The organism is Streptomyces sp. BBFR51, assembly GCF_044591655.1.
In the GTDB taxonomy this organism is placed as follows: Bacteria; Actinomycetota; Actinomycetes; order Streptomycetales; family Streptomycetaceae; genus Streptomyces.
The window spans coordinates 7,251,099-7,271,114 of sequence record NZ_CP172448.1; the positions used below are offsets into that span (position 1 = coordinate 7,251,099).

The 20,016-nt window shown below is 72.9% G+C and carries 15 protein-coding genes; 4 read left to right on the forward strand and 11 right to left on the reverse strand.

Going from position 1 to position 20,016, the window contains the following annotated elements; translation table 11 throughout:
- The 5 genes from pgi to tkt are packed head-to-tail and all read right to left on the reverse strand — an operon-like array spanning position 1 to position 7,633.
- Entirely contained in the window at positions 1 to 1,653 is a 1,653-nt protein-coding gene (gene pgi / locus ACGH7X_RS32915; RefSeq protein WP_399892216.1) for a glucose-6-phosphate isomerase, read from the reverse strand.
- Entirely contained in the window at positions 1,646 to 2,581 is a 936-nt protein-coding gene (opcA, locus tag ACGH7X_RS32920) for a glucose-6-phosphate dehydrogenase assembly protein OpcA (protein WP_399892219.1), read from the reverse strand. Before opcA ends, pgi begins: the two co-directional genes overlap by 8 nt.
- Positions 2,578 to 4,365, reverse strand: a complete 1,788-nt coding sequence (gene zwf / locus ACGH7X_RS32925) for a glucose-6-phosphate dehydrogenase (protein ID WP_399892222.1) — start codon at positions 4,363 to 4,365, stop codon at positions 2,578 to 2,580. The genes opcA and zwf overlap by 4 nt, the downstream gene beginning before the upstream one ends.
- On the reverse strand, positions 4,362 to 5,507 hold the full coding sequence (tal, locus tag ACGH7X_RS32930) for a transaldolase (RefSeq protein WP_399892225.1): 1,146 nt from the start codon (positions 5,505 to 5,507) through the stop codon (positions 4,362 to 4,364). The genes zwf and tal overlap by 4 nt, the downstream gene beginning before the upstream one ends.
- A 41-nt stretch (positions 5,508 to 5,548) precedes the next feature.
- Complete coding sequence (gene tkt, locus ACGH7X_RS32935; protein ID WP_399892228.1) at positions 5,549 to 7,633, reverse strand: transketolase; 2,085 nt, start codon at positions 7,631 to 7,633, stop codon at positions 5,549 to 5,551.
- A 157-nt stretch (positions 7,634 to 7,790) separates the two neighbouring features.
- On the opposite strand from tkt, the gene ACGH7X_RS32940 reads away from it, so the two are divergent.
- Entirely contained in the window at positions 7,791 to 8,705 is a 915-nt protein-coding gene (locus ACGH7X_RS32940; RefSeq protein WP_399892231.1) for an AraC family transcriptional regulator, read from the forward strand.
- A 100-nt stretch (positions 8,706 to 8,805) separates the two neighbouring features.
- Here ACGH7X_RS32940 and ACGH7X_RS32945 read toward each other — a convergent pair whose 3' ends face one another.
- From ACGH7X_RS32945 to ACGH7X_RS32965, 5 genes are all read right to left on the reverse strand, one after another.
- Positions 8,806 to 10,206 (reverse strand): glycoside hydrolase family 16 protein, encoded by a 1,401-nt coding sequence (locus tag ACGH7X_RS32945; protein WP_399892234.1) that lies wholly within the window; start codon positions 10,204 to 10,206, stop codon positions 8,806 to 8,808.
- A 255-nt stretch (positions 10,207 to 10,461) separates the two neighbouring features.
- Positions 10,462 to 12,576, reverse strand: coding sequence for an MMPL family transporter (locus tag ACGH7X_RS32950; RefSeq protein ID WP_399892236.1), 2,115 nt, complete (start codon positions 12,574 to 12,576; stop codon positions 10,462 to 10,464).
- 129 nt (positions 12,577 to 12,705) lie between these two features.
- Positions 12,706 to 13,374 carry a response regulator gene (locus tag ACGH7X_RS32955; RefSeq protein ID WP_399892239.1) on the reverse strand — a complete coding sequence of 223 codons (669 nt, stop codon included), beginning with the start codon at positions 13,372 to 13,374 and terminating at the stop codon, positions 12,706 to 12,708.
- On the reverse strand, positions 13,371 to 14,567 hold the full coding sequence (locus tag ACGH7X_RS32960) for a sensor histidine kinase (protein WP_399892242.1): 1,197 nt from the start codon (positions 14,565 to 14,567) through the stop codon (positions 13,371 to 13,373). The genes ACGH7X_RS32955 and ACGH7X_RS32960 overlap by 4 nt, the downstream gene beginning before the upstream one ends.
- A 32-nt stretch (positions 14,568 to 14,599) precedes the next feature.
- Positions 14,600 to 15,445: an IclR family transcriptional regulator gene (locus tag ACGH7X_RS32965; protein ID WP_399892245.1), complete on the reverse strand. Its 846-nt coding sequence runs from the start codon at positions 15,443 to 15,445 to the stop codon at positions 14,600 to 14,602.
- 191 nt (positions 15,446 to 15,636) lie between these two features.
- Here ACGH7X_RS32965 and ACGH7X_RS32970 point away from each other — a divergent pair, with 191 nt between their 5' ends.
- A complete protein-coding gene (locus tag ACGH7X_RS32970; RefSeq protein WP_399892248.1) occupies positions 15,637 to 16,974 on the forward strand; it encodes a 6-phospho-beta-glucosidase in 1,338 nt (445 codons plus the stop codon).
- Positions 16,975 to 16,999: 25 nt separating this feature from the next.
- On the opposite strand, the gene ACGH7X_RS32975 is transcribed toward ACGH7X_RS32970, so the two are convergent.
- Positions 17,000 to 18,181, reverse strand: a complete 1,182-nt coding sequence (locus ACGH7X_RS32975; protein WP_399892251.1) for an ATP-grasp domain-containing protein — start codon at positions 18,179 to 18,181, stop codon at positions 17,000 to 17,002.
- Between the two features lie 283 nt (positions 18,182 to 18,464).
- Here ACGH7X_RS32975 and ACGH7X_RS32980 point away from each other — a divergent pair, with 283 nt between their 5' ends.
- Both ACGH7X_RS32980 and ACGH7X_RS32985 read left to right on the forward strand, forming a co-directional pair.
- The gene (locus ACGH7X_RS32980) at positions 18,465 to 19,334 is read left to right on the forward strand and encodes a metallophosphoesterase family protein (RefSeq protein ID WP_399892254.1); all 870 of its coding nucleotides are present in this window, start codon (positions 18,465 to 18,467) and stop codon (positions 19,332 to 19,334) included.
- Entirely contained in the window at positions 19,331 to 20,011 is a 681-nt protein-coding gene (locus ACGH7X_RS32985) for a 4'-phosphopantetheinyl transferase (RefSeq protein ID WP_399892256.1), read from the forward strand. Before ACGH7X_RS32980 ends, ACGH7X_RS32985 begins: the two co-directional genes overlap by 4 nt.
- Positions 20,012 to 20,016: the final 5 nt, after the last annotated feature.

Here is a 20,016-nt window from a genome sequence, read left to right on the forward strand (position 1 = left end):
TCAGTGCACTTCCTTCAGTTCACGGTAGGCGGCCACCAGCGCGGCCGTGGACGGATCGAGGCCGGGCACGTCGGCGCCTTCGGTGAGAGCGGGTTCGACGCGCTTGGCGAGCACCTTGCCGAGCTCGACGCCCCACTGGTCGAAGGAGTCGATGTTCCAGATCGCGCCCTGGATGAACACCTTGTGCTCGTACAGCGCGATCAGCTGGCCGAGGACGGAGGGGGTCAGCTCGGCGGCCAGGACGGTCGTGGTGGGGTGGTTGCCCAGGAACGTCTTGTGCGGGACCAGTTCCTCCGGCACCCCTTCGGCGCGTACCTCGTCCGGGGTCTTGCCGAAGGCGAGTGCCTGGGTCTGGGCGAAGAAGTTGGCCATGAGCAGGTCGTGCTGGGCCTTGAGTTCGTCGCTCAGCTCGGCCACCGGCCGGGCGAAGCCGATGAAGTCCGCCGGGATCAGCTTGGTGCCCTGGTGGATCAACTGGTAGTAGGCGTGCTGCCCGTTGGTCCCCGGTGTGCCCCACACCACCGGCCCGGTCTGCCACTCGACGGGGTTGCCCTCGCGGTCGACGGACTTGCCGTTGGACTCCATGTCCAGCTGCTGGAGATAGGCCGTGAACTTGGAAAGGTAGTGCGAGTACGGCAGCACCGCGTGCGACTGCGCGCCGAGGAAGTCGCCGTACCAGACGCCGAGCAGGCCGAGGAGCAGCGGGGCGTTGACCGGGGCCTCGGCGTTGCGGAAGTGCTCGTCGACGATGCGGAAGCCGTCGAGCATCTCCCGGAAGCGGTCCGGGCCGACGGCGATCATCAGGGACAGCCCGATCGCCGAGTCGAAGGAGTACCGGCCGCCGACCCAGTCCCAGAACTCGAACATGTTGGCCGTGTCGATGCCGAAGCCGGAGACCTTCTCGGCGTTCGTCGACAGCGCCACGAAGTGCTTGGCGACCGCCTTCTCCTCGCCGCCCAGGCCGGCCAGCAGCCAGGAGCGCGCCGAGGTCGCGTTCGTGATCGTCTCGATGGTGGTGAAGGTCTTGGAGGCGATGATGAACAGCGTCTCGGCCGGGTCCAGGTCCCGGACCGCCTCGTGCAGGTCGGCGCCGTCCACGTTGGACACGAAGCGCAGCGTGAGCGAGCGGTCGGTGAAGGCGCGCAGCGCCTCGTAGGCCATCGCGGGGCCGAGGTCGGAGCCGCCGATGCCGATGTTGACGACGTTCTTGATGCGCCTGCCGGTGTGGCCGGTCCACTCGCCGGAGCGGACCCGGTCGGCGAAGTCGGCCATCTTGTCGAGCACGGCGTGGACCTTGGGGACGACGTTCTCGCCGTCGACCTCGATCACCGCGTCCCGCGGGGCGCGCAGCGCGGTGTGCAGGACGGCGCGGTCCTCGGTGATGTTGATCCGCTCGCCGCGGAACATGGCGTCGCGCAGCCCGAACACGTCGGTGGCGGCGGCCAGTTCCTGGAGCAGGGCCAGCGTCTCGTCGGTGACGAGGTGCTTCGAGTAGTCGATGCGCAGATCGCCGACGCGCACGACGTACCGCTCCGCCCGCCCGGGGTCCTGGGCGAACAGCTCGCGCAGGTCCGGGTGCGGCAGCGCGTCCTTGGCGTGGTCCGCGAGCGCGGTCCACTGCGGCCGCCGGTTGAGCTTCGGGGTGTCAGACATGGGCGGGGGTCTCCTTGCCGGCCTCGCCGCGCAGGGCGACGGCGTACATCTCGTCGGCGTCGAGGCGCCTGAGCTCCTCGGCGATCAGTTCGGAGGTGGGGCGCACCTTCAGTGCGAGGGAGCGCGGGGGCTGACCGGGCAGGGTCATCGTGGCGAGCGGACCCTCCGGCCGGTCGATGACGATCTCGCCGTTCGCCGTGCCCAGGCGGACGGCGGTGACGACCGGTCCGTCGGTGATCACGCGGTCGACCCGGACGGCCAGCCGCGCCTCCAGCCAGCGGGCCAGCAGCTCGGCGGCCGGGTTGTCCGCCTCGGCCTCCACGACCGCGGAGGTCACCGGCACCCGGGCCTGGTCAAGGGCGGCGGCCAGCATGGAGCGCCACAGCGTCAGCCGCGTCCAGGCGAGGTCGGTGTCGCCGGGCGCGTAGGCGCGGACCCGGCGCTCCAGGACCTCCATGGGCCGCTCGACCGAGTAGAGGTCAGTGATCCGGCGCTGGGCCAGCGCGCCCAGCGGGTCCTTCGCGGGGTTGTCCGGCGCCTCCACCGGCCACCACACGACGACCGGCGCGTCCGGCAGCAGCAGCGGAAGCACCACCGAGTCGGCGTGCTCGGACACCTCCCCGTACATGCGCAGCACGACCGTCTCGCCGGTGCCGGCCTCGGAGCCGACCCGTACCTCGGCGTCGAGGTGCGAGCGGGTGCGGTCGCGCAGGTTGCGGGGGTGGCGCTTGATGACGACCAGGGTGCGCGAGGGGTGCTCGTGCGAGGCCTCCTCGGCCGCCTTGATGGCGTCGTAGGCGTTCTCCTCGTCGGTGACGATGACGAGGGTGAGCACCATGCCGACGGCCGGTGTGCCGATGGCCCGGCGGCCCTGCACCAGCGCCTTGTTGATCTTGCTTGCCGTGGTGTCGGTCAGGTCGATCCTCATGGCCTGCGCCAGCTCCGTCCGTCTCGTGCGAGCATCTCGTCGGCTTCCCGCGGTCCCCAGCCGCCCGACGCGTACTGCGCGGGCTTCTCGTGCGAGTCCCAGTAGTCCTCGATCGGGTCGAGGATCCGCCAGGACTCTTCCACCTCCTGGTGGCGCGGGAACAGGTTGGCGTCACCCAGAAGGACGTCCAGGATCAGCCGTTCGTACGCCTCGGGGCTGGACTCCGTGAACGACTCGCCGTAGGCGAAGTCCATGGACACGTCCCGGATCTCCATCGACGTGCCCGGCACCTTGGAGCCGAAGCGCACCGTCATGCCCTCGTCGGGCTGGACGCGGATGACGATCGCGTTCTCGCCCAGCTCCTCCGTCGCGGTGGAGTCGAAGGGGGAGTGCGGGGCCCGCTGGAAGACGACCGCGATCTCCGTGACCCGGCGGCCGAGACGCTTACCGGTGCGCAGGTAGAAGGGGACGCCCGCCCAGCGGCGGTTGTCGATGCCCAGCTTGATCGCCGCGTAGGTGTCGGTGGTGGAGGCCGGGTCGATGCCCTCCTCCTCCAGGTAACCGGGCACCTGCGCGCCGCCCTGCCAGCCGCCCGCGTACTGCCCGCGCACGGTGTGCTCGCCCAGCTCCTGGGGCAGCCGCACGGCCCGCAGCACCTTCAGCTTCTCGGTGAGCAGCGAGGCCGCGTCGAAGGAGGCCGGCTCCTCCATCGCGGTCAGCGCGAGCAGCTGGAGCAGGTGGTTCTGGATGACGTCACGGGCGGCGCCGATGCCGTCGTAGTAGCCGGCCCGGCCGCCGATGCCGATGTCCTCGGCCATGGTGATCTGGATGTGGTCCACGTAGGACCGGTTCCAGATCGGCTCGTACATCTGGTTGGCGAAGCGCAGGGCCAGGATGTTCTGGACGGTCTCCTTGCCCAGGTAGTGGTCGATGCGGAAGACCTGCTCCGGGTCGAAGACCTCGTGCACCAGCGCGTTCAGTTCGCGGGCGCTGTCCAGGTCGTGCCCGAACGGCTTCTCGATCACCGCGCGGCGCCAGGAGCCGTCCGGGGCGTCGGCCAGCCCGTGCTTCTTGAGCTGCTGGACGACCTTCGGGAAGAACTTCGGCGGCACGGAGAGATAGAAGGCGTAGTTGCCGCTGGTGCCGCGGGAGGCGTCCAGCTCCTCGACGGCCTTGCGCAGCTGTTCGAACGCGTTGTCGTCGTCGAAGTCGCCGGGGACGAACCGCATGCCCTCGGAGAGCTGCTGCCAGACCTCCTCGCGAAACGGCGTGCGCGCGTGCTCCTTGACCGCGTCGTGCACCACCTGGGCGAAGTCCTGGTCCTCCCAGTCCCGGCGGGCGAAGCCGACCAGCGAGAAGCCCGGGGGCAGCAGGCCGCGGTTGGCCAGGTCGTACACGGCCGGCATCAGCTTGCGGCGGGACAGGTCGCCGGTGACGCCGAAGATGACCAGCCCGGAGGGGCCCGCGATACGGGGGAGCCGGCGGTCCTGGGGATCGCGCAGGGGGTTGCTCCAGTCGAGCGGTGTCACGGGCGTGACCGCCTTCCCGCCGGCGCCCCCGCCCTTGGCGCCCTTGGCCGCGCCGGTCGCCCGGGACTTCTTCGCGGCGCGAGCGGACCCGGCCGCCCCGCCCGCCTTCGCAGCCCCGGCGGACCCGGAACGGTCGGCGTCCTCCGCCTCCAGGTGCCCCGCGGCCTCCTGGGCCGACTGGGCCATCTGGGGATCCTTGGCTTCCTTCGTCGCCTTGGTCTCCTGGACCGTCGTAGCGGGAAGCTCCTCGCTCATTCCCCGTCAACTCCCTTGCTGTCGAGGGACTTCGTCACGGCACCGAGCAGGTCCTGCCAGGCCGCCTCGAACTTGGCCACACCCTCCTGCTCCAACTGCTCCACCACCTCGTCGTACGAGATGCCGAGCCGCTCCACGGCCGCGAGGTCGGCCCGGGCCTGGGCGTACCCGCCGGTGACCGTGTCGCCCCGCACGTCGCCGTGATCGGCGGCGGCGTCCAGGGTGGCCTCCGGCATCGTGTTCACGGTGCCGGGAGCGACCAGCTCCTCCACGTACAGGGTGTCCCGGAATGCCGGGTCCTTCACCCCGGTCGACGCCCACAGGGGGCGCTGGGTGTTGGCGCGGGCCCCGGCCAGGGCGGTGAAGCGGTCCCCCGCGAAGACGTTCTCGTACGCCTCGTAGGCCAGTCGCGCGTTCGCCAGCGCCGCCCTTCCGCGCAGGCCGAGCGCCTCGTCCGTGCCCAGCAGGGTCAGCCGCTTGTCGATCTCGCCGTCGACGCGGGAGACGAAGAAGGAGGCGACGGAGTGAATGCCCCGGAGGTCGAGACCGGCCGCCCGCGCCTGCTCAAGCCCGGCGAGGTAGGCGTCCATGACCTCGCGGTAGCGCTCCAGGGAGAAGATCAGCGTGACGTTGACGCTGATGCCGGCGCCGACGACCTCGGTGATCGCCGGGAGACCGGCCTTCGTCGCCGGGATCTTGATCATCACGTTGGGGCGGTCGACCAGCCAGGCCAGCTGACGCGCCTCGGCGACGGTGGCCCGCGTGTCGTGGGCCAGACGCGGGTCGACCTCGATGGAGACCCGGCCGTCCCGGCCGCCGGTGGCGTCGTACACCCCGCGCAGCACGTCGGCCGCGGCGCGGACGTCGGCGGTGGTCATCATGCGCACCGCCTCGTCGACGGTGACGCCCCTGGTCGCGAGGTCCGCGAGCTGCTCCTCGTAGCCCTCGCCGGAGCCGATGGCGGCCTGGAAGATCGACGGGTTGGTGGTCACGCCGACGACGTTCTTCGTCGCGATCAGTTCGGCGAGGTTGCCGGACTCGATCCGCCGCCGCGACAGGTCGTCGAGCCAGACGGAGACGCCCTGGTCGGCCAGGCGCTTGAGTGCTCCCGCGGTCGCGGTTGCTTCGGTCACAGTGATCATCTTCTCTTTCTGCGGTCGGATCGGGGTGGGATCCGTTCGGCTCAGCCGCGGGCGGCGGTCAGGGATTCCCTGGCGGCGGCGGCGACGTGGTCGGCCGTGAAGCCGAACTCGGTGAACAGGGTCTGTGCGTCGGCGGAGGCGCCGAAGTGCTCGAGGGAGACGACGCGGCCCGCGTCCCCCACGTACTTGTGCCAGGTCAGTCCGATCCCGGCCTCCACGGCCACCCGGGCCCGCACGGCGGGCGGCAGCACGCTCTCGCGGTACTCGCGCGGCTGCTCCTCGAACCACTCGACGGACGGCATCGACACCACCCGGGTGGGCGTGCCCTCCGCCTCCAGTGCCTCCCGCGCGGCCACCGCGAGCTGGACCTCGGAGCCGGTGGCGATCAGGACGACGTCCGGGGTGCCGGTGGAGGCGTCGGCGAGGACGTACCCGCCGCGCGCCGCGTCCGGGTTCGGCGCGTACGTCGGGACGCCCTGGCGGGTGAGGACGAGGCCGTGCGGCGCCGGGTTGGTGGCGTGCCGCCTGAGGATCTCGGCCCAGGCGGTCGCGGTCTCGTTGGCGTCGGCCGGGCGGACGACGTTGAGGCCGGGGATGGCGCGCAGCGAGGCGAGGTGCTCGACCGGCTGGTGGGTCGGGCCGTCCTCGCCGAGGCCGACGGAGTCGTGCGTCCACACGTAGGTCACAGGCAGCTGCATCAGCGCGGACATGCGCACCGCGTTGCGCATGTAGTCGGAGAAGACCAGGAAGGTGCCGCCGTAGACGCGGGTGTTGCCGTGCAGCGCGATGCCGTTCATCTCTGCGGCCATCGAGAACTCGCGGATGCCGAAGTGCACGGTGCGGCCGTACGGGTCGGCCTCGGGCAGCGGGTTGCCCTCGGGCAGGAAGGAGCTGGTCTTGTCGATGGTGGTGTTGTTGGAGCCGGCCAGGTCGGCCGAGCCGCCCCACAGTTCGGGCAGCACCGGGCCGAGCGCCTGGAGGACCTTGCCGGAGGCGGCGCGGGTGGCGAGGCCCTTACTCGCTTCGAAGACCGGGATCTTCTCCTCCCAGCCCTCGGGCAGCCGGCCGGCGACCACGCGGTCGAAGAGCGCCGCGCGCTCGGGGGCGGCGTCGCGCCAGGCGGCGATCCGCTTGTCCCAGGCGGCGTGCGCCTCGGCGCCCCGGTCCAGGGCCTTGCGGGCGTGGGCGAGGACCTCGCCCTCGACGTCGAAGGACTTCTCCGCGTCGAAGCCCAGGAGGCGCTTGGTGGCGGCGACCTCGTCCTCGCCCAGGGCGGAGCCGTGGGACGCCTCGGTGTTGCGCGCGTTCGGGGCGGGCCACGCGATGATCGTGCGCATGGCGATGATGGACGGCCGCCCGGTCTCCGCCTTCGCCGCCGTCAGCGCCGCGTACAGCGCGTGCACGTCGACGTCGCCGCTCTCGGCGGGTTCGACGCGCTGCACGTGCCAGCCGTAGGCGTCGTAGCGCCCCAGCACGTCCTCGGAGAAGGCGGTCGCGGTGTCGCCCTCGATGGAGATGTGGTTGTCGTCGTAGAGGAGGACGAGGTTGCCGAGGCGCTGGTGACCGGCCATCGACGACGCCTCGGCGGAGACGCCCTCCTGGAGGTCGCCGTCGGAGACGATCGCCCAGATCGTGTGGTCGAAGGGGGACTCGCCCCCGGCCGCCCCGGGGTCGAACAGACCGCGCTCGTAGCGGGCGGCCATCGCCATGCCCACCGCGTTGGCCACGCCCTGGCCCAGCGGTCCCGTGGTGGTCTCCACGCCCGCCGTGTGCCCGTACTCGGGGTGGCCGGGCGTCTTCGAGCCGTGGGTACGGAAGGCCCGGAGGTCGTCCAGCTCCACCTCGTACCCGGCGAGGTAGAGCTGGGTGTAGAGGGTCAGCGAGGTGTGGCCGGGGGAGAGGACGAAGCGGTCACGGCCGGTCCACTCCGGATCGGCGGGGTCGTGACGCATCACCTTCTGAAAGATCGTGTACGCCGCCGGCGCCAGGGCCATCGCCGTGCCCGGGTGACCGTTCCCGACCTTCTGCACGGCATCCGCCGCCAGGACCCGGGCGGTGTCGACGGCACGCCGGTCGAGTTCGGTCCATTCGAAGCGGTCCGCGCTGTCCACTGTCTGCGTGCTCATCTTCAAGAAATCCTCGATCGGAGCGGGAGAACTGGTCTGACGCCTTCAAACTTAAAAGTCTGACTTTTGAGAGTGAAGGTCGAGGTGTGCCAGCCTGTGGTGAAACTGGGACACGCCCCGGCTCCGGGGCGCACGGGCGGGACGGCGCGAGAAGGACATGGCGGACGAAAGCATCCAAGACGGCGACAGGCCGGCCGACGGGATCAGAACGTTCCCCTTCCCGGTCGATCTCAGCCTCCTCGGTGTCGGCATGCAGGTCGGCCCCATGGGCGCAGGCCGCACCTGGCACGCGCAGGTCCCGCCGCACCGCGTGCACCGCATCGACTTCCACATCGTCATGCTCTTCACCGGCGGTCCGGTCCGTCACATGATCGACTTCGCCGAGTACGAGGCGTCGGCCGGCGATCTGCTGTGGATCCGTCCCGGCCAGGTCCACCGCTTCGCGCCGGACGGCGAGTACCGCGGAACGGTGCTGACCATGCAGCCGGGCTTCCTGCCCCGCGCCACCGTGGAGGCCACCGGCCTCTACCGCTACGACCTGCCGCCCCTGCTCCACCCCGACCCGGCCCGGCTCGCCGGGCTCACGGCGGCGCTCGACCAGTTGCGGCGCGAGTACGAGGACGCGACCACGCTCCCGCTCAGCCTGCACACCGCCGTACTGCGCCACACCCTGTCCGCGTTCCTGCTGCGCCTCGCGCACCTGGCGGCCCGTTCGTCCCGGGCGGCGCGGGAGGGGCGCGCGGAGGCGCCGGGGGACAGCACCTTCACCCTCTTCCGGGACGCGGTCGAGCGGGGCTTCGCCACCAATCACAGCGTCAGCGCCTATGCCGACGCGCTCGGTTACTCCCGCCGCACCCTGGTGCGCGCGGTGCGCGCCGCCACCGGCGAGACGCCCAAGGGATTCATCGACAAGCGCGTCGTCCTGGAGGCCAAGCGGCTCCTCGCCCACACCGAGATGCCGATAGGCCGGATCGGCGCGGCGGTCGGCTTCCCGGACGCGGCGAACTTCTCCAAGTTCTTCCAGCAGCACACCGACCAGACACCGGCGGCGTTCCGGGCGGAGCTGCGCTGACGAACTGCGCACGGCACGACGAAGGGGCTCACGCGTGCACGCGTGAGCCCCTTCGCCCTCCTGCGGGGGGCCGGTCGCCGCTCAGCGGTCTGGTCGCCGCTCAGCGGCCGAAGCTGAACCAGTTCACGTTCACGAAGTCGGCGCCCTGGCCACTGGTGAAGGTCAGGTACACGTCGTGCGTGCCCGTCACCGCGGTGATGTTCGCCGGGATCGTCCGCCACGACTGCCAGCCGCCCGTGTTGCCCACGGCGAAGCTGCCGACCGGTGTACTGGTGCGGCTGTCCAGGCGCACCTGAACCAGACCGCTGACGCCGGCGGCCGCACCGCTCGCCACCCTGGCCTTGAACTGGGTCGCCGCGCTCGAACCGAACTTCACGCCCTTGTACTGGACCCAGTCGCCGTTCGCGAGCGCGCCCAGGTTGCGGCCGCCGCCCGAGTCCGAGGTGCCCTCGGTCATGGTGCCGGACTGGGCCTCGTACGACTCGGCCTCGATGGCGCTGTACGCGTCGCGGTCACCGCCGGTCGGAGGTGGCGTGGTACCGCTCCCACCGGCCGACAGCACCTGGACGTAGTCCACGAGCATGGAGTGGCCGGGCTGGGTGCCGCCGTCCGGGCCGCCGCCGAAGGCGTCCGGGAAGCCGCCGCCCATCGCCACGTTGAGGATGATGAAGTAGCCGTGGTTGGTGGCGTTCGCCCACGTCGTCGCGTCGACCTGGTTGGCGCGGACGGTGTGGAAGTTGTTGCCGTCGACGTAGAAGCGGATCTCCTCCACGCTCGTCGAGCGGTCCCACTCCACCCGGTAGGTGTGGAAGCCCGCCTGGCAGGTGGCGCCGGGACACGGGGTGTTGCCGCCGATGCCGCTGGTCTCGTTGCAGGGGCCGCCGGGCGAGGTGCCGCAGTGCAGCGTGGACCAGACGGTGTTGAGGCCCTGGGTGTTCTCCATGATGTCGATCTCGCCGACACCGGGCCAGTTCCAGTAGTTGCCCCGGTAGGGCGCGCCCAGCATCCAGAACGCCGGCCAGTAGCCCTTGGCCGCGGCCCCCGTGACGTTCGGGACCTGGATACGGGCCTCCACGCGCAGCTTGCCGCCGGCCGGGGGCTCGAAGTCGGCGCGCCTGGTCTCGACGCGGCCCGAGGTCCAGTTGCCGGCGCCGTCGCGCTGCGGGGTGATGCGCAGGTTGCCGCCGCCGTCCAGCGAGACGTTGCTCGGGGACGACGTCATCGTCTCGATCTCGCCGGTGCCCCAGTTGGCGGGGCCGCCGGGGTACGAGGTGCCGGTGTCGTACTGCCAGTTGGAGGTGTTCACGCCGGAGCCGGCCGCGCCGTCGAAGTCGTCGGCGAAGACCTGCGTCCAGCCGGACGGGGGCGGCGGAACGGTGGCGCCCGCCGACGGTCCGGTGACGGCGGTGGCGGCCGCGGCGAGGCCGAGCGTGCCGACGACGGCCACCAGCGCCCGGCGCAGCGGCCTTCGTCTGGGAGGGTTGCCGGAGGTTTCTCTCATGGGGGTCGCCTCTCGAATGCGGGGATGCGGGGATGCGGGGGTGGGAAGCGAGGACGGTCCGAGTGCGCTCACGGGGAGGTGCGGTGAGAGCGCTCTCAAAGTGCCGCCAATGTGCTCTCCGCCGCCGCAGCCGTCAAGAGGTGAAGCCGAGAAAACCCTTTCTGCGGGCGGGAGTTCAGCCCGTGAACGTCGCGAAGGCGGCGAACGGCGGCAAAGCGCCGGGCAGGCACCAGGGCCCACCCGGCGCCCGCCGTCTCAGTTGCGCACCGGCTGCGGCTCGGCCGGCCCGGCGGCCTGCTCGCGCACACCGAACCGCTCGTGCGCCAGGCGCAGCGGCCTCGGGGCCCACCAGGCGCGGCGGCCGAGCAGCGCCATGGTCGCCGGCACCAGCAGCATCCGTACGACGGTGGCGTCGATCAGCACCGCCAGGGTGAGGCCGAGCCCGATCTGCAGGATCGGCGAGAAGCCGCCCGTCATGAAGGCGCCGAACACCACCGCGAGGAGCAGCGCGGCGCAGGTCACCACCCGGCCGGAGCGGCGCAGTCCGCTCACCACGGCCTCCCGGTCGTCGCCGGTCTGCTCGCGGGCCTCGCGCATCCGGGCCAGGATGAACAGCTCGTAGTCCATGGCGAGTCCGAAGGCGATGGCGATGATCAACGGAGGGGCCGTCAGGCTCAGCGCGCCCAGCCCCTCGGCGCCGATCAGCCCGGCCAGATGACCGTCCTGGAACACCCAGACCACCGCGCCGAGGGCGGCCCCGAGGCTGAGCAGCGTGGTCGCGACGGTGCGCAGCGGCAGCAGCACCGATCCGGTGAAGGCGAACAGCAGCACGAAGATCCCGGCCAGCACGGTCAGCGCCGCCCACGGCGCCCGGTCGGCGAGCATCTGCCGGAAGTCGACCAGTTGGGCCGCGGTGCCGGTCACCTGGACGGGCTCGTCGCCGCGCAGGTCCCGTACGCGCTCGACCAGTTCGGTGGCCTCCGTGCCGTCCGCCGGGCCGCCCGGGGGCAGTTCGAGCACGGTGGTGCCACCGGGCAGATCACGGCTGATGGTGCCCGGTGCGAGCGCGCCGATCCGGTCGGCCGTCGCGGCGTCGGTGCCGGGCCGCAGGACCACCGCGACCGGCGAGACACCGGTGCCCGGCGGGAAGTGCGCGTCGACGGCGTCGTACAACTGCCGTGCCTCGGTGCTCTTCGGAAGCTGCCGCGCGTCCCCGATGTCGATGCGCATGCCGGTGACGGGCAGCGCCAGCACCAGCAGGGCCGGGACGGCCACCGCGAGGACGGCCACCCGCCGGCGGGCGGCGAAGCGGGCCAGGCGGGCGAAGAGCCGGCCCTCCTCGGCCGCGGGCCGCGTCTTCGCCGGGGCGATCCTCCCGCCGAACCTGGCCAGCAGCGCGGGCAGCAGCGTCAGCGCGGCCAGCATGTCGACGACGACCACCGCCGCGACCGCCAGACCCATGCTGCGCAGGAACGTGCTCGGGAAGACCAGCAGCCCGGCCAGACTCACGGCCACCGTCAGCCCGGAGAACAGCACGGTCCGCCCGGCCGCGGCGACGGTGCGGTGAACGGCCTCCACCACGTCCGGGGTGTGCCGCCGCTCCTCGCGGAAGCGCACCAGCATCAGCAGGGCGTAGTCCACCGCGAGTCCGAGACCCAGCATCGTGGTGACCTGGATCGCGTACACGGAGATGTCGGTGAACTGGCTGAAGCCGGACAGCGCGAGGAACGCGCCCGCGATCCCGGCCACCGCCACCAGCAACGGCAGCCCGGCCGCACGCAGCCCGCCGAACACCACGAGCAGCAGCACCAGGACGACCGGCAGCGAGATCAACTCCGCGTTCTTCACGTCCTCCTGGGCGCGCTCACCGAGCTGCTCGCCCAGCAGCGGCCCACCGCTGACGTGGACCCCGGACACCTCGCTCGCGTCGATCCCGTGCAGCCGGTCGGCCGCGGCCCCCACCGCCGTCTCCTCGGCGTCGTCGTCGAGACCGCCCTCCAGGGTGACGGGCACGAGCAGCGCCCGCCCGTCCTCGGCGACCAGTCCGGGCGTGGCGTACGGGTCGGGGACCGCGGCGACGCCCGCGAGGTCCCTCAGGTCGGCGACGGCCCCGCGCACCTCGGCGCGCACCGCGGGATCCGAGACGGCGGCGGCCTCGACCACGCCGGTGATCGAGTCGCCTGCCGGGTCCAGCCCGTCCAGATGTTCGGCGGCGACCTGCGACTCGGTGCCCGGGACGTCGGGCACGTCGTCGGAGAGCTTCCCGAAGACGCCGGTCCCGAGGCCGAAGCCGAGTATCAGGAACAGCCCCCACAGGAGCATGACGGTCAAGGGGCGGCGGGTCGCCGCCCGGGCGAGTGTGGACAGCACGGTCCCTCCCGGCGATAGGTCTTGCTCCATCGCCACCAGCGTCGGGTCCGCCGGGGGTCCGACGGATCGCCCCGGGGAGCGGTTTGCGGGACTCGCCCGTACGGGGGAGAGCGGCCCCCGCCTCACCCGTCAGGGGGAGCCGGGGGCCACCAGACCCGTCTCGTACGCGCAGATCACCGCCTGCACCCGGTCCCTGAGACCGAGCTTGCCCAGCACGTTGCTGACATGGGTCTTGACGGTGTGTTCGCTCACGAACAGGGTCGTGGCGATCTCGGAGTTGGACAGTCCCCGCGCCAGCAGCCGCAGCGTCTCCACCTCGCGCGCGGTCAGCACCTCCAGGCGCTGCGGGGTGGCGTCGGCCGTCGCCTCCTCCCGCCTGCGCCGCACGATGTCCGCGACCAGCCGGCGCGTCACCGCGGGCGCCAGCAGCGAGTCACCGGCCGCGACCACCCGCACCGCGTGCACCAGGTCGTCCCGGCGCACGTCCTTGAGCAGGAAGCCGCTGGCGCCCGCGTACAGCGCCTCGTACACGTACTCGTCCAGGTCGAACGTGGTCAGCATGACGACCTTGCAGGCGGAGCGCGCGCACACCCGCCGGGCCGCGTCGAGGCCGTCCATGACCGGCATGCGGATGTCCAGCAGCAGCACGTCGGGCGCGTACCGCTCGACCGCGGCGACCGCCTCCGCGCCGTCCCCGGCCTCGGCGACCACCTCGATGTCGGCCTGCGCCTCCAGGATCATGCTGAACCCGCTGCGCACCAGCTCCTGGTCGTCGGCGACGACCACGCGGATGCTCACCCGAGCGCCGCCCGCCGTCCGGCCGCCACGGGCAGGCGTACGACGACCCGGAAGCCGCCGTCCGGCCTGCCGCCGGCGGTGGCCTCGCCCCCGCACGCGGCGGCCCGCTCCCGGATGCCGATCAGCCCGTGCCCGCCGCCGCCCGGGGCCGACGGCCCCCGTCCGTCGTCCGTCACCGTCAGGGTCACCGCGTCCTCCGCCCAGTCCAGTCCGACCGCCGCGCTGGAAGCGTACGCGTGCTTGACCGTGTTGGTGAGGGCCTCCTGAGCGATGCGGTAGGCGGCGACCTCGGTGTCGGACGGCAGCGGACGCGGTTCGCCCGTCACTCGCAACTCCACGCGCAGGCCGGCCGATTCGCCGACCTGGCGGACCAGCCCCGGCAGCGCGGCCAGGCCCGGCTGGGGCAGCCGCTGCGGCACGAGGTCCAGCCGCTCCTGCTTGAGTACCCCGAGGATGCGCCGCAGTTGGGCCATCGCATCCCGCCCCGCGGTCGCGATCGCGTCGAACGCGGCCTCCGCGCGCGCCGGATCACTGCGTACGACGACCGGTCCGGCCTCGGCCTGCACCACCATCAGACTGACCGCGTGCGCCAGGATGTCGTGCATGTCCCGGGCGATGCGGGCGCGTTCCTGCGCCGTGGCCCGTGCCGTGTCGGCCGCCCGCTCGCGCTCCAGCCTGCGCGCCCGGTCCTCCAGTTCGGCGGTGTAGGCACGCTGCGTCCGGGTGAGCGAGCCCAGCGCGTAGGCGCACACGATGCTCAGCAGCTGGAAGGCGTACTCGAACGGCTCGGCGTCCTCCTTGTGGCTGATGGTGGCGGCGACCCCGATCAGCCAGCCCGCCAGCATCACCCGCCGCTGCCAGGGCCGGGCCAGCGCAGCCAGCGTGTAGAGGACGACGAACCCGCCGTACATCAGGTCGGGCGGCGGCGCGTGGTACACCGCCTGGGCCGGGGTGGCCACCGACACGGCGCAGGCGGTCGCGAAGGGCGCCGCACGCCGCCACACCAGCGGCAGGGCCGTGGCGGCCCCGAGCAGCCAGCCCCGCCACGTCAGCGGGTCGTCCCCCTCGTCCGGGAACAGCCACTGAAGGGACACGGCGAACAGGACCAGCGCGGCGACGGCGGCGTCCACGGCGTAGGGGTGCGTCGTACGCAGCCGTGCGAGAACGGGGGCGAGCGGGGACCGGGTGGACATGAGCGGCTCCTCGGGCAAGGGCCGTCCCAGTATTACGAGGGGTTCGCGACCTCGTCCTCACCGGTGAGAGGGATATCCGGGCCCCGGCGCGCGGGGCCCTCGGGGCGCCAGCCCAGTGCGCGGGAGATCCCGCGTGCCGCCAGCCGCACCGCCGGGACCAGCGTCGGCACCTGCGCGTCCGCGTACGGGACGACGACCGAGACGGCCGCCGTCACCGCGCCGTCGCGGCCGTGCACCGGCGCCGCCACCGACAGGGCGTCGTCGGTGATCTGCCGGTCGCTCACCGCGGCCCCGGTGCGCCGCACCTCGGCCAGGACCCGGCGCAGCCGTACCGGATCGGTGATCGTGTACGGGGTGAAGGAGGCGAGCGGTCCCGTGCGGTACGTCTCCTGGAACCCCGGTTCGCCGTGCGCGAGCAGGGCGAGCCCGACCCCGGTGGCGTGCAGCGGCCAGCGGGCGCCGACCCGGATGTGCACGCCGACCGACGACCGCGCCGCCAGCCACTCGGTGTAGACGACCTCGCCACCGTCCCGCACCGCCAGCTGCACGTTCTCGTGCGTCGCCTCGTACAGGTCCTCCAGGTACGGCAGCGCGACCTGCCGCAGCGCGAGACCGCGCGGGGCGAGCGCGGCCACCTCCCACAGCCGCAGTCCGACGTGGTACACACCCGACCCGTCCCGCTCCAGGGCGCCCCAGCGGGTCAGGGCACGCACCAGCCGGTGCGCGGTGGTCAGGCTCAGCCCGGCCCGCCGGCTGATGTCCGTCAGGGACAGCGCCGGATGCGCGTGGTCGAACGCGGCGAGCACGGAGAGCAGCCGCTCGGGCGCGGTGGGAGCGCCCCCGGGCGGGCTCGGCGGGGAGTGGGGGAGGGCGGTCATGCCGGGCATCCTCGTGAGGCGGATCGGGGGGTCGAGGGGTCGAGGGCTCGGGCCGAGCGTACGGCGCCCGCGGGGTCCCGGACAGGGGTCGTTGCGGGTGCGTGTGCGGTCGGTTCGGTGAGCCGGCGGAGCGGGGCGTGCCATGATCGGCGCCAGACCGAAGTGGGGCCGGGCGACGGAAGGGCGCGGGCGTGAGGCTGACGATTCTGGGCGGCGGCGGATTCCGGGTGCCGCTCGTGTACGGGGCGCTCCTCGGGGACCGCGGCGAGGGACGCGTCAGCCACGTCGTCCTGCACGACCTGGACGCGGACCGGCTGACGGCGGTGACCCGGGTGCTGGCCGAGCAGGCCGCCAAGGTGCCCGACGCTCCGGAGGTGACCGCGACGACCGACCTGGACGAGGCGCTGCGCGGCGCCGACTTCGTGTTCTCCGCGATCCGCGTCGGCGGCCTCCAGGGGCGGGCCGACGACGAACGGGTGGCGCTCGCCGAGGGCGTCCTCGGGCAGGAGACGGTCGGCGCGGGCGGCATCGCGTACGGACTGCGCACCGTCCCGGTCGCCGTCGACATCGCGCGCCGCGTGGCCCGGCTGGCGCCCGACGCCTGGGTCATCAACTTCACCAACCCGGCCGGCCTGGTCACCGAGGCGATGTCCCGGCACCTCGGCGACCGCGTCATCGGCATCTGCGACTCGCCGGTCGGCCTCGGCCGCCGCATCGCCCGCGTGCTGGGCGCCGATCCCGACCGCGCCTGGATCGACTACGTGGGCCTCAACCACCTCGGCTGGGTACGGGGCCTGCGCGTCGCGGGACGCGACGAACTCCCGCGGCTGCTCGCCGACCCGGCGCTGCTGGGCTCCTTCGAGGAGGGCCGGCTCTTCGGCCCCGAGTGGCTGCGGTCCCTCGGCGCGGTCCCCAACGAATACCTGCACTACTACTACTTCAACCGGGAGACCGTCCGCGCCTACCAGGAGGCCGACCGCACCCGCGGCGCGTTCCTGCGCGACCAGCAGGCCGGTTTCTACGACGCGATGCGCCGCCCCGACGCCCCGGCGCTCGCGACCTGGGACCGTACCCGCGCCGAACGCGAGGCCACCTACATGGCCGAGAACCGGGAGAGCGCGGGTGCGGGCGAGCGCGAGGCCGACGACCTGTCCGGCGGTTACGAGAAGGTGGCGCTGGCGCTGATGCGGGCCGTCGCCCGCGACGAACGCGCCACCCTGATCCTCAACGTCCGCAACCGCGGCACGCTGTCCGCGCTCGACCCCGACGCCGTGATCGAGGTCCCCTGCCTGGTCGACGCGAACGGCGCCCACCCGGTGGCCGTCGACCCGCTGCCGGACCACGCCACCGGACTGGTCTGTGCCGTCAAGGCCGTCGAACGCGAGATCCTGACGGCGGCCGAGAACGGCTCCCGCGCGGCCGCCGTGCGCGCCTTCGCCCTGCACCCGCTCGTCGACTCGGTCAACGTCGCCCACCGCCTCGTCGACGGGTACGCGGCGGTCCACCCGGGGCTGGCGTACCTGAGGTGAACCGGGCCGGCCCGCGCGCCGCCCGCTACGCGGGAGCGCCGGCCGCCGGGTCCGGTGCCGGGACTCCCCGCCGACGGGCCCCCGGCGCGGACGCCATCGGTGCCGCCGTCGCCGTCGTCGCCGCCATCGGTGTCGGCGCGGACGACGCAACGGCGGCGAGGTCCGTGCGCTGGTGGGGCAGGGAGACCGGGCGCAGGGGACGTGGGCCGGACACCACCGTGTAGTCCTGGCCCAGGAACGGCGGCTCCAGCTCGCCCGGGTCGTCGCCGAGGGCCAGCCGGACCGCCGCCCACGGCATGTTGATCCCGCACAGCGCCAGCTGGTGCAGCCCGCCGGCCGGGCGGGTGTTGACGTCCATCAGGACGGGCCGGTCGCCGTACATCCGGAACTGCACGTTGGACAGGTGGTGCAGCCCGAATGCCTCGGCGATCCGCCGCGCCGGGGCCAGCCACTGCTCGTGGAGGGTGAACCCGCGGCGGCGGCCGTTCTTGGTGCGTCCCACCGCCAGCCGCACCCGGTTGTCGGGCCCGGTGAGGCAGTCCACCGAGACCTCCGGCTGCTCCAGGCGCGGCATCACCAGCCAGTCCACGGGCTCCTCGGCCGCCCGCAGCGCCTCGACGACCAGGGGCAGCGGCACGGACGGGCTCGGGAAGCCGTTCAGGTGTGCGAGCGAGAAGGGGTCCCGGGTGACCATCCGGAAGCCCACGCCACCCGCGCCGGACGCCGGCTTGAAGCACGCCCGGTGGCCGCCCTCCTCCAGTTCCTCCACCGCGAGGACCAGTTCGTCCGCCGTGCGGACCCGCCACCACGGCGGCACCGGCACGCCGATCGCCCGGAGCGCCTCGTAGGCGATGATCTTGTCCTGGAAGACGGCCACCGCCTCCGGCGGCGGCGCGAGCAGTGCCGTACCGGCCGCCTCGAACTCGGCACGGTGGGCGACGATCGCCGACTGGTGCAGCCGGGGCACGAACACGTCGATGCCGCGCCGCGCGCACTGGTCGAGCGCGTACTCGACGTAACCGGCCGGGGACAGGCCCTCCGGCTCCAGGTCGGCGGTGTCCGCGGCGGCCAGTACGGGGGAGTCCGGGTCGCCGTGCGTGGCATGGATCTCGACGGCCCGGTCGGCGGGATTTCTCCGCAGCTGATCCATGAAGAAGACGTTCTCCGCGTACGTGCGGTTGAGCCAGACGCGTACGGGAGAAACCATGCAAGCCGCCTTCCGGGGTTCGCGGGCAGGCCTGAGCGGGCCGTGCCCGGCCAGGGGTTTGGAGGGACACCGGGCCGCTCTGCGCGAGGGGAGAGTCGTGGCGGTGGTGTTGGGGCGATCATAGGGGTACGCGCGCCCCGGAACGCAACGCGCGTCACGCGGATGCCCCCGCACCGCCCCGCGCCGGTCCTCCGAACCTGCTCCGGCGGGGCGGGGCCGCCCTTGTGACCGGGGCGGGCATGTGATCTCGTGGCATCGAACGCGCGTCCGGAAGGGGTGGGGGATGACGTCGACGGCCGGCGCTCCGGGGCAACTGTGGGCCATCAGCGACCTGCACGTCGGATACGCGGAGAACCGCGCCCTGGTCGAGAGAACGCGCCCCGAGTCCGACGACGACTGGCTGCTGGTGGCCGGCGACGTGGCGGAGACCGTCGACGACATCCGCTGGGCGCTCGGCACCCTCGCGAACCGCTTCCGCCGTGTCGTCTGGGCCCCCGGCAACCACGAACTGTGGACCCACCCCAAGGACCCGGTCGCGCTGCGCGGCGTCGCCCGCTACGAGCACCTCGTCGAGACCTGCCGCGAGCTGGGCGTGACCACACCCGAGGACCCTTACCCGGTGTGGGAGGGCGCGGGCGGCCCGGCGGTCGTCGCGCCCCTCTTCCTGCTCTACGACTACTCGTTCCTGCCCGCCGGACGCACGACCAAGGACGAGGGCCTGGAATACGCCCACGGCACCGGCGTCGTGTGCACCGACGAGTACCTGCTGCACCCCGACCCGTACCCCAGCCGCGAGGCCTGGTGCCGGGCGCGGGTCGCCGAGACCGAGCGCAGGCTCGCCGCGCTCCCCGCCGGTCTCCCGACCGTCCTCGTCAACCACTACCCCCTGGACCGGCACCCCACCGACGTCCTGTGGTACCCCGAGTTCGCCATGTGGTGCGGCACCTCGCTGACCGCCGACTGGCACCGCAGGTTCCGCGTCGACACCATGGTCTACGGGCATCTGCACATCCCGCGCACCACCTGGCACGAGGGGGTCCGCTTCGAGGAGGTCTCGGTGGGCTACCCCCGCGAGTGGCGCAAGCGGCCGGGACCGCCCGGCGGGCTGCGCCGCATCCTGCCCTCGCCGTCGCGCCAGGAGGTGGCCCCTTGATCGGCGAACTGCTGCCCGGCACCGTCGTCACCGTCGAGGCGTACGGCCACGACGACACCGGACACCTGCCGCTCCATCCGGAGGAGGAGGAGATCATCGCGCGGGCGGTCGCCAAGCGACGCCGGGAGTTCACCGTCGTACGGTCCTGTGCCCGCCGGGCCATGGAGAAGCTCGGCGTGCCCGCGCAGCCCGTGCTGACCGGCGAACGCGGGGCGCCGCGCTGGCCGGCCGGCCTGGCGGGCAGCATGACCCACTGCGACGGCTACTGCGCCGCCGCCCTGGTCCGCCGCACCGACCTCGCCTCCCTCGGCATCGACGCCGAACCCGACGGGCCGCTGCCGGACGGCGTCCTGGACAGCATCGCCCTGCCCGCCGAGGCGGCGCGGCTGCGCCGGCTGGACGCGCAGCGGCCGGGCATCCACTGGGACCGGCTGCTGTTCAGCGCCAAGGAGTCCGTCTACAAGGCGTGGTTCCCCCTCACCGGGAAGTGGCTGGACTTCACCGAAGCGGACATCGAGATCTCCCTGAGCCCGGGCGACCCCCGCGGCGGCGCCCTGCGCGCCGCCCTCCTGGTGCCGGGACCGACCGTGGACGGCAGGCGTCTGACCCACTTCGACGGCCGCTGGGCCGCCCGGGACGGCCTGGTCGCCACGGTGGTCACGGTCCCGCGCACCTGAACGGC

What these genes read in the sequence shown, in the direction of transcription:
- pgi (WP_399892216.1), bottom strand. Translation starts at nt 1,653, where the DNA reads ATGTCTGACACCCCGAAGCTCAACCGGCGGCCGCAGTGGACCGCGCTC.
- opcA (WP_399892219.1), bottom strand. Translation starts at nt 2,581, where the DNA reads ATGAGGATCGACCTGACCGACACCACGGCAAGCAAGATCAACAAGGCG.
- zwf (WP_399892222.1), bottom strand. Translation starts at nt 4,365, where the DNA reads ATGAGCGAGGAGCTTCCCGCTACGACGGTCCAGGAGACCAAGGCGACG.
- tal (WP_399892225.1), bottom strand. Translation starts at nt 5,507, where the DNA reads ATGATCACTGTGACCGAAGCAACCGCGACCGCGGGAGCACTCAAGCGC.
- tkt (WP_399892228.1), bottom strand. Translation starts at nt 7,633, where the DNA reads ATGAGCACGCAGACAGTGGACAGCGCGGACCGCTTCGAATGGACCGAA.
- ACGH7X_RS32940 (WP_399892231.1), top strand. Translation starts at nt 7,791, where the DNA reads ATGGCGGACGAAAGCATCCAAGACGGCGACAGGCCGGCCGACGGGATC.
- ACGH7X_RS32945 (WP_399892234.1), bottom strand. Translation starts at nt 10,206, where the DNA reads ATGAGAGAAACCTCCGGCAACCCTCCCAGACGAAGGCCGCTGCGCCGG.
- ACGH7X_RS32960 (WP_399892242.1), bottom strand. Translation starts at nt 14,567, where the DNA reads ATGTCCACCCGGTCCCCGCTCGCCCCCGTTCTCGCACGGCTGCGTACG.
- ACGH7X_RS32965 (WP_399892245.1), bottom strand. Translation starts at nt 15,445, where the DNA reads ATGACCGCCCTCCCCCACTCCCCGCCGAGCCCGCCCGGGGGCGCTCCC.
- ACGH7X_RS32975 (WP_399892251.1), bottom strand. Translation starts at nt 18,181, where the DNA reads ATGGTTTCTCCCGTACGCGTCTGGCTCAACCGCACGTACGCGGAGAAC.
- ACGH7X_RS32980 (WP_399892254.1), top strand. Translation starts at nt 18,465, where the DNA reads ATGACGTCGACGGCCGGCGCTCCGGGGCAACTGTGGGCCATCAGCGAC.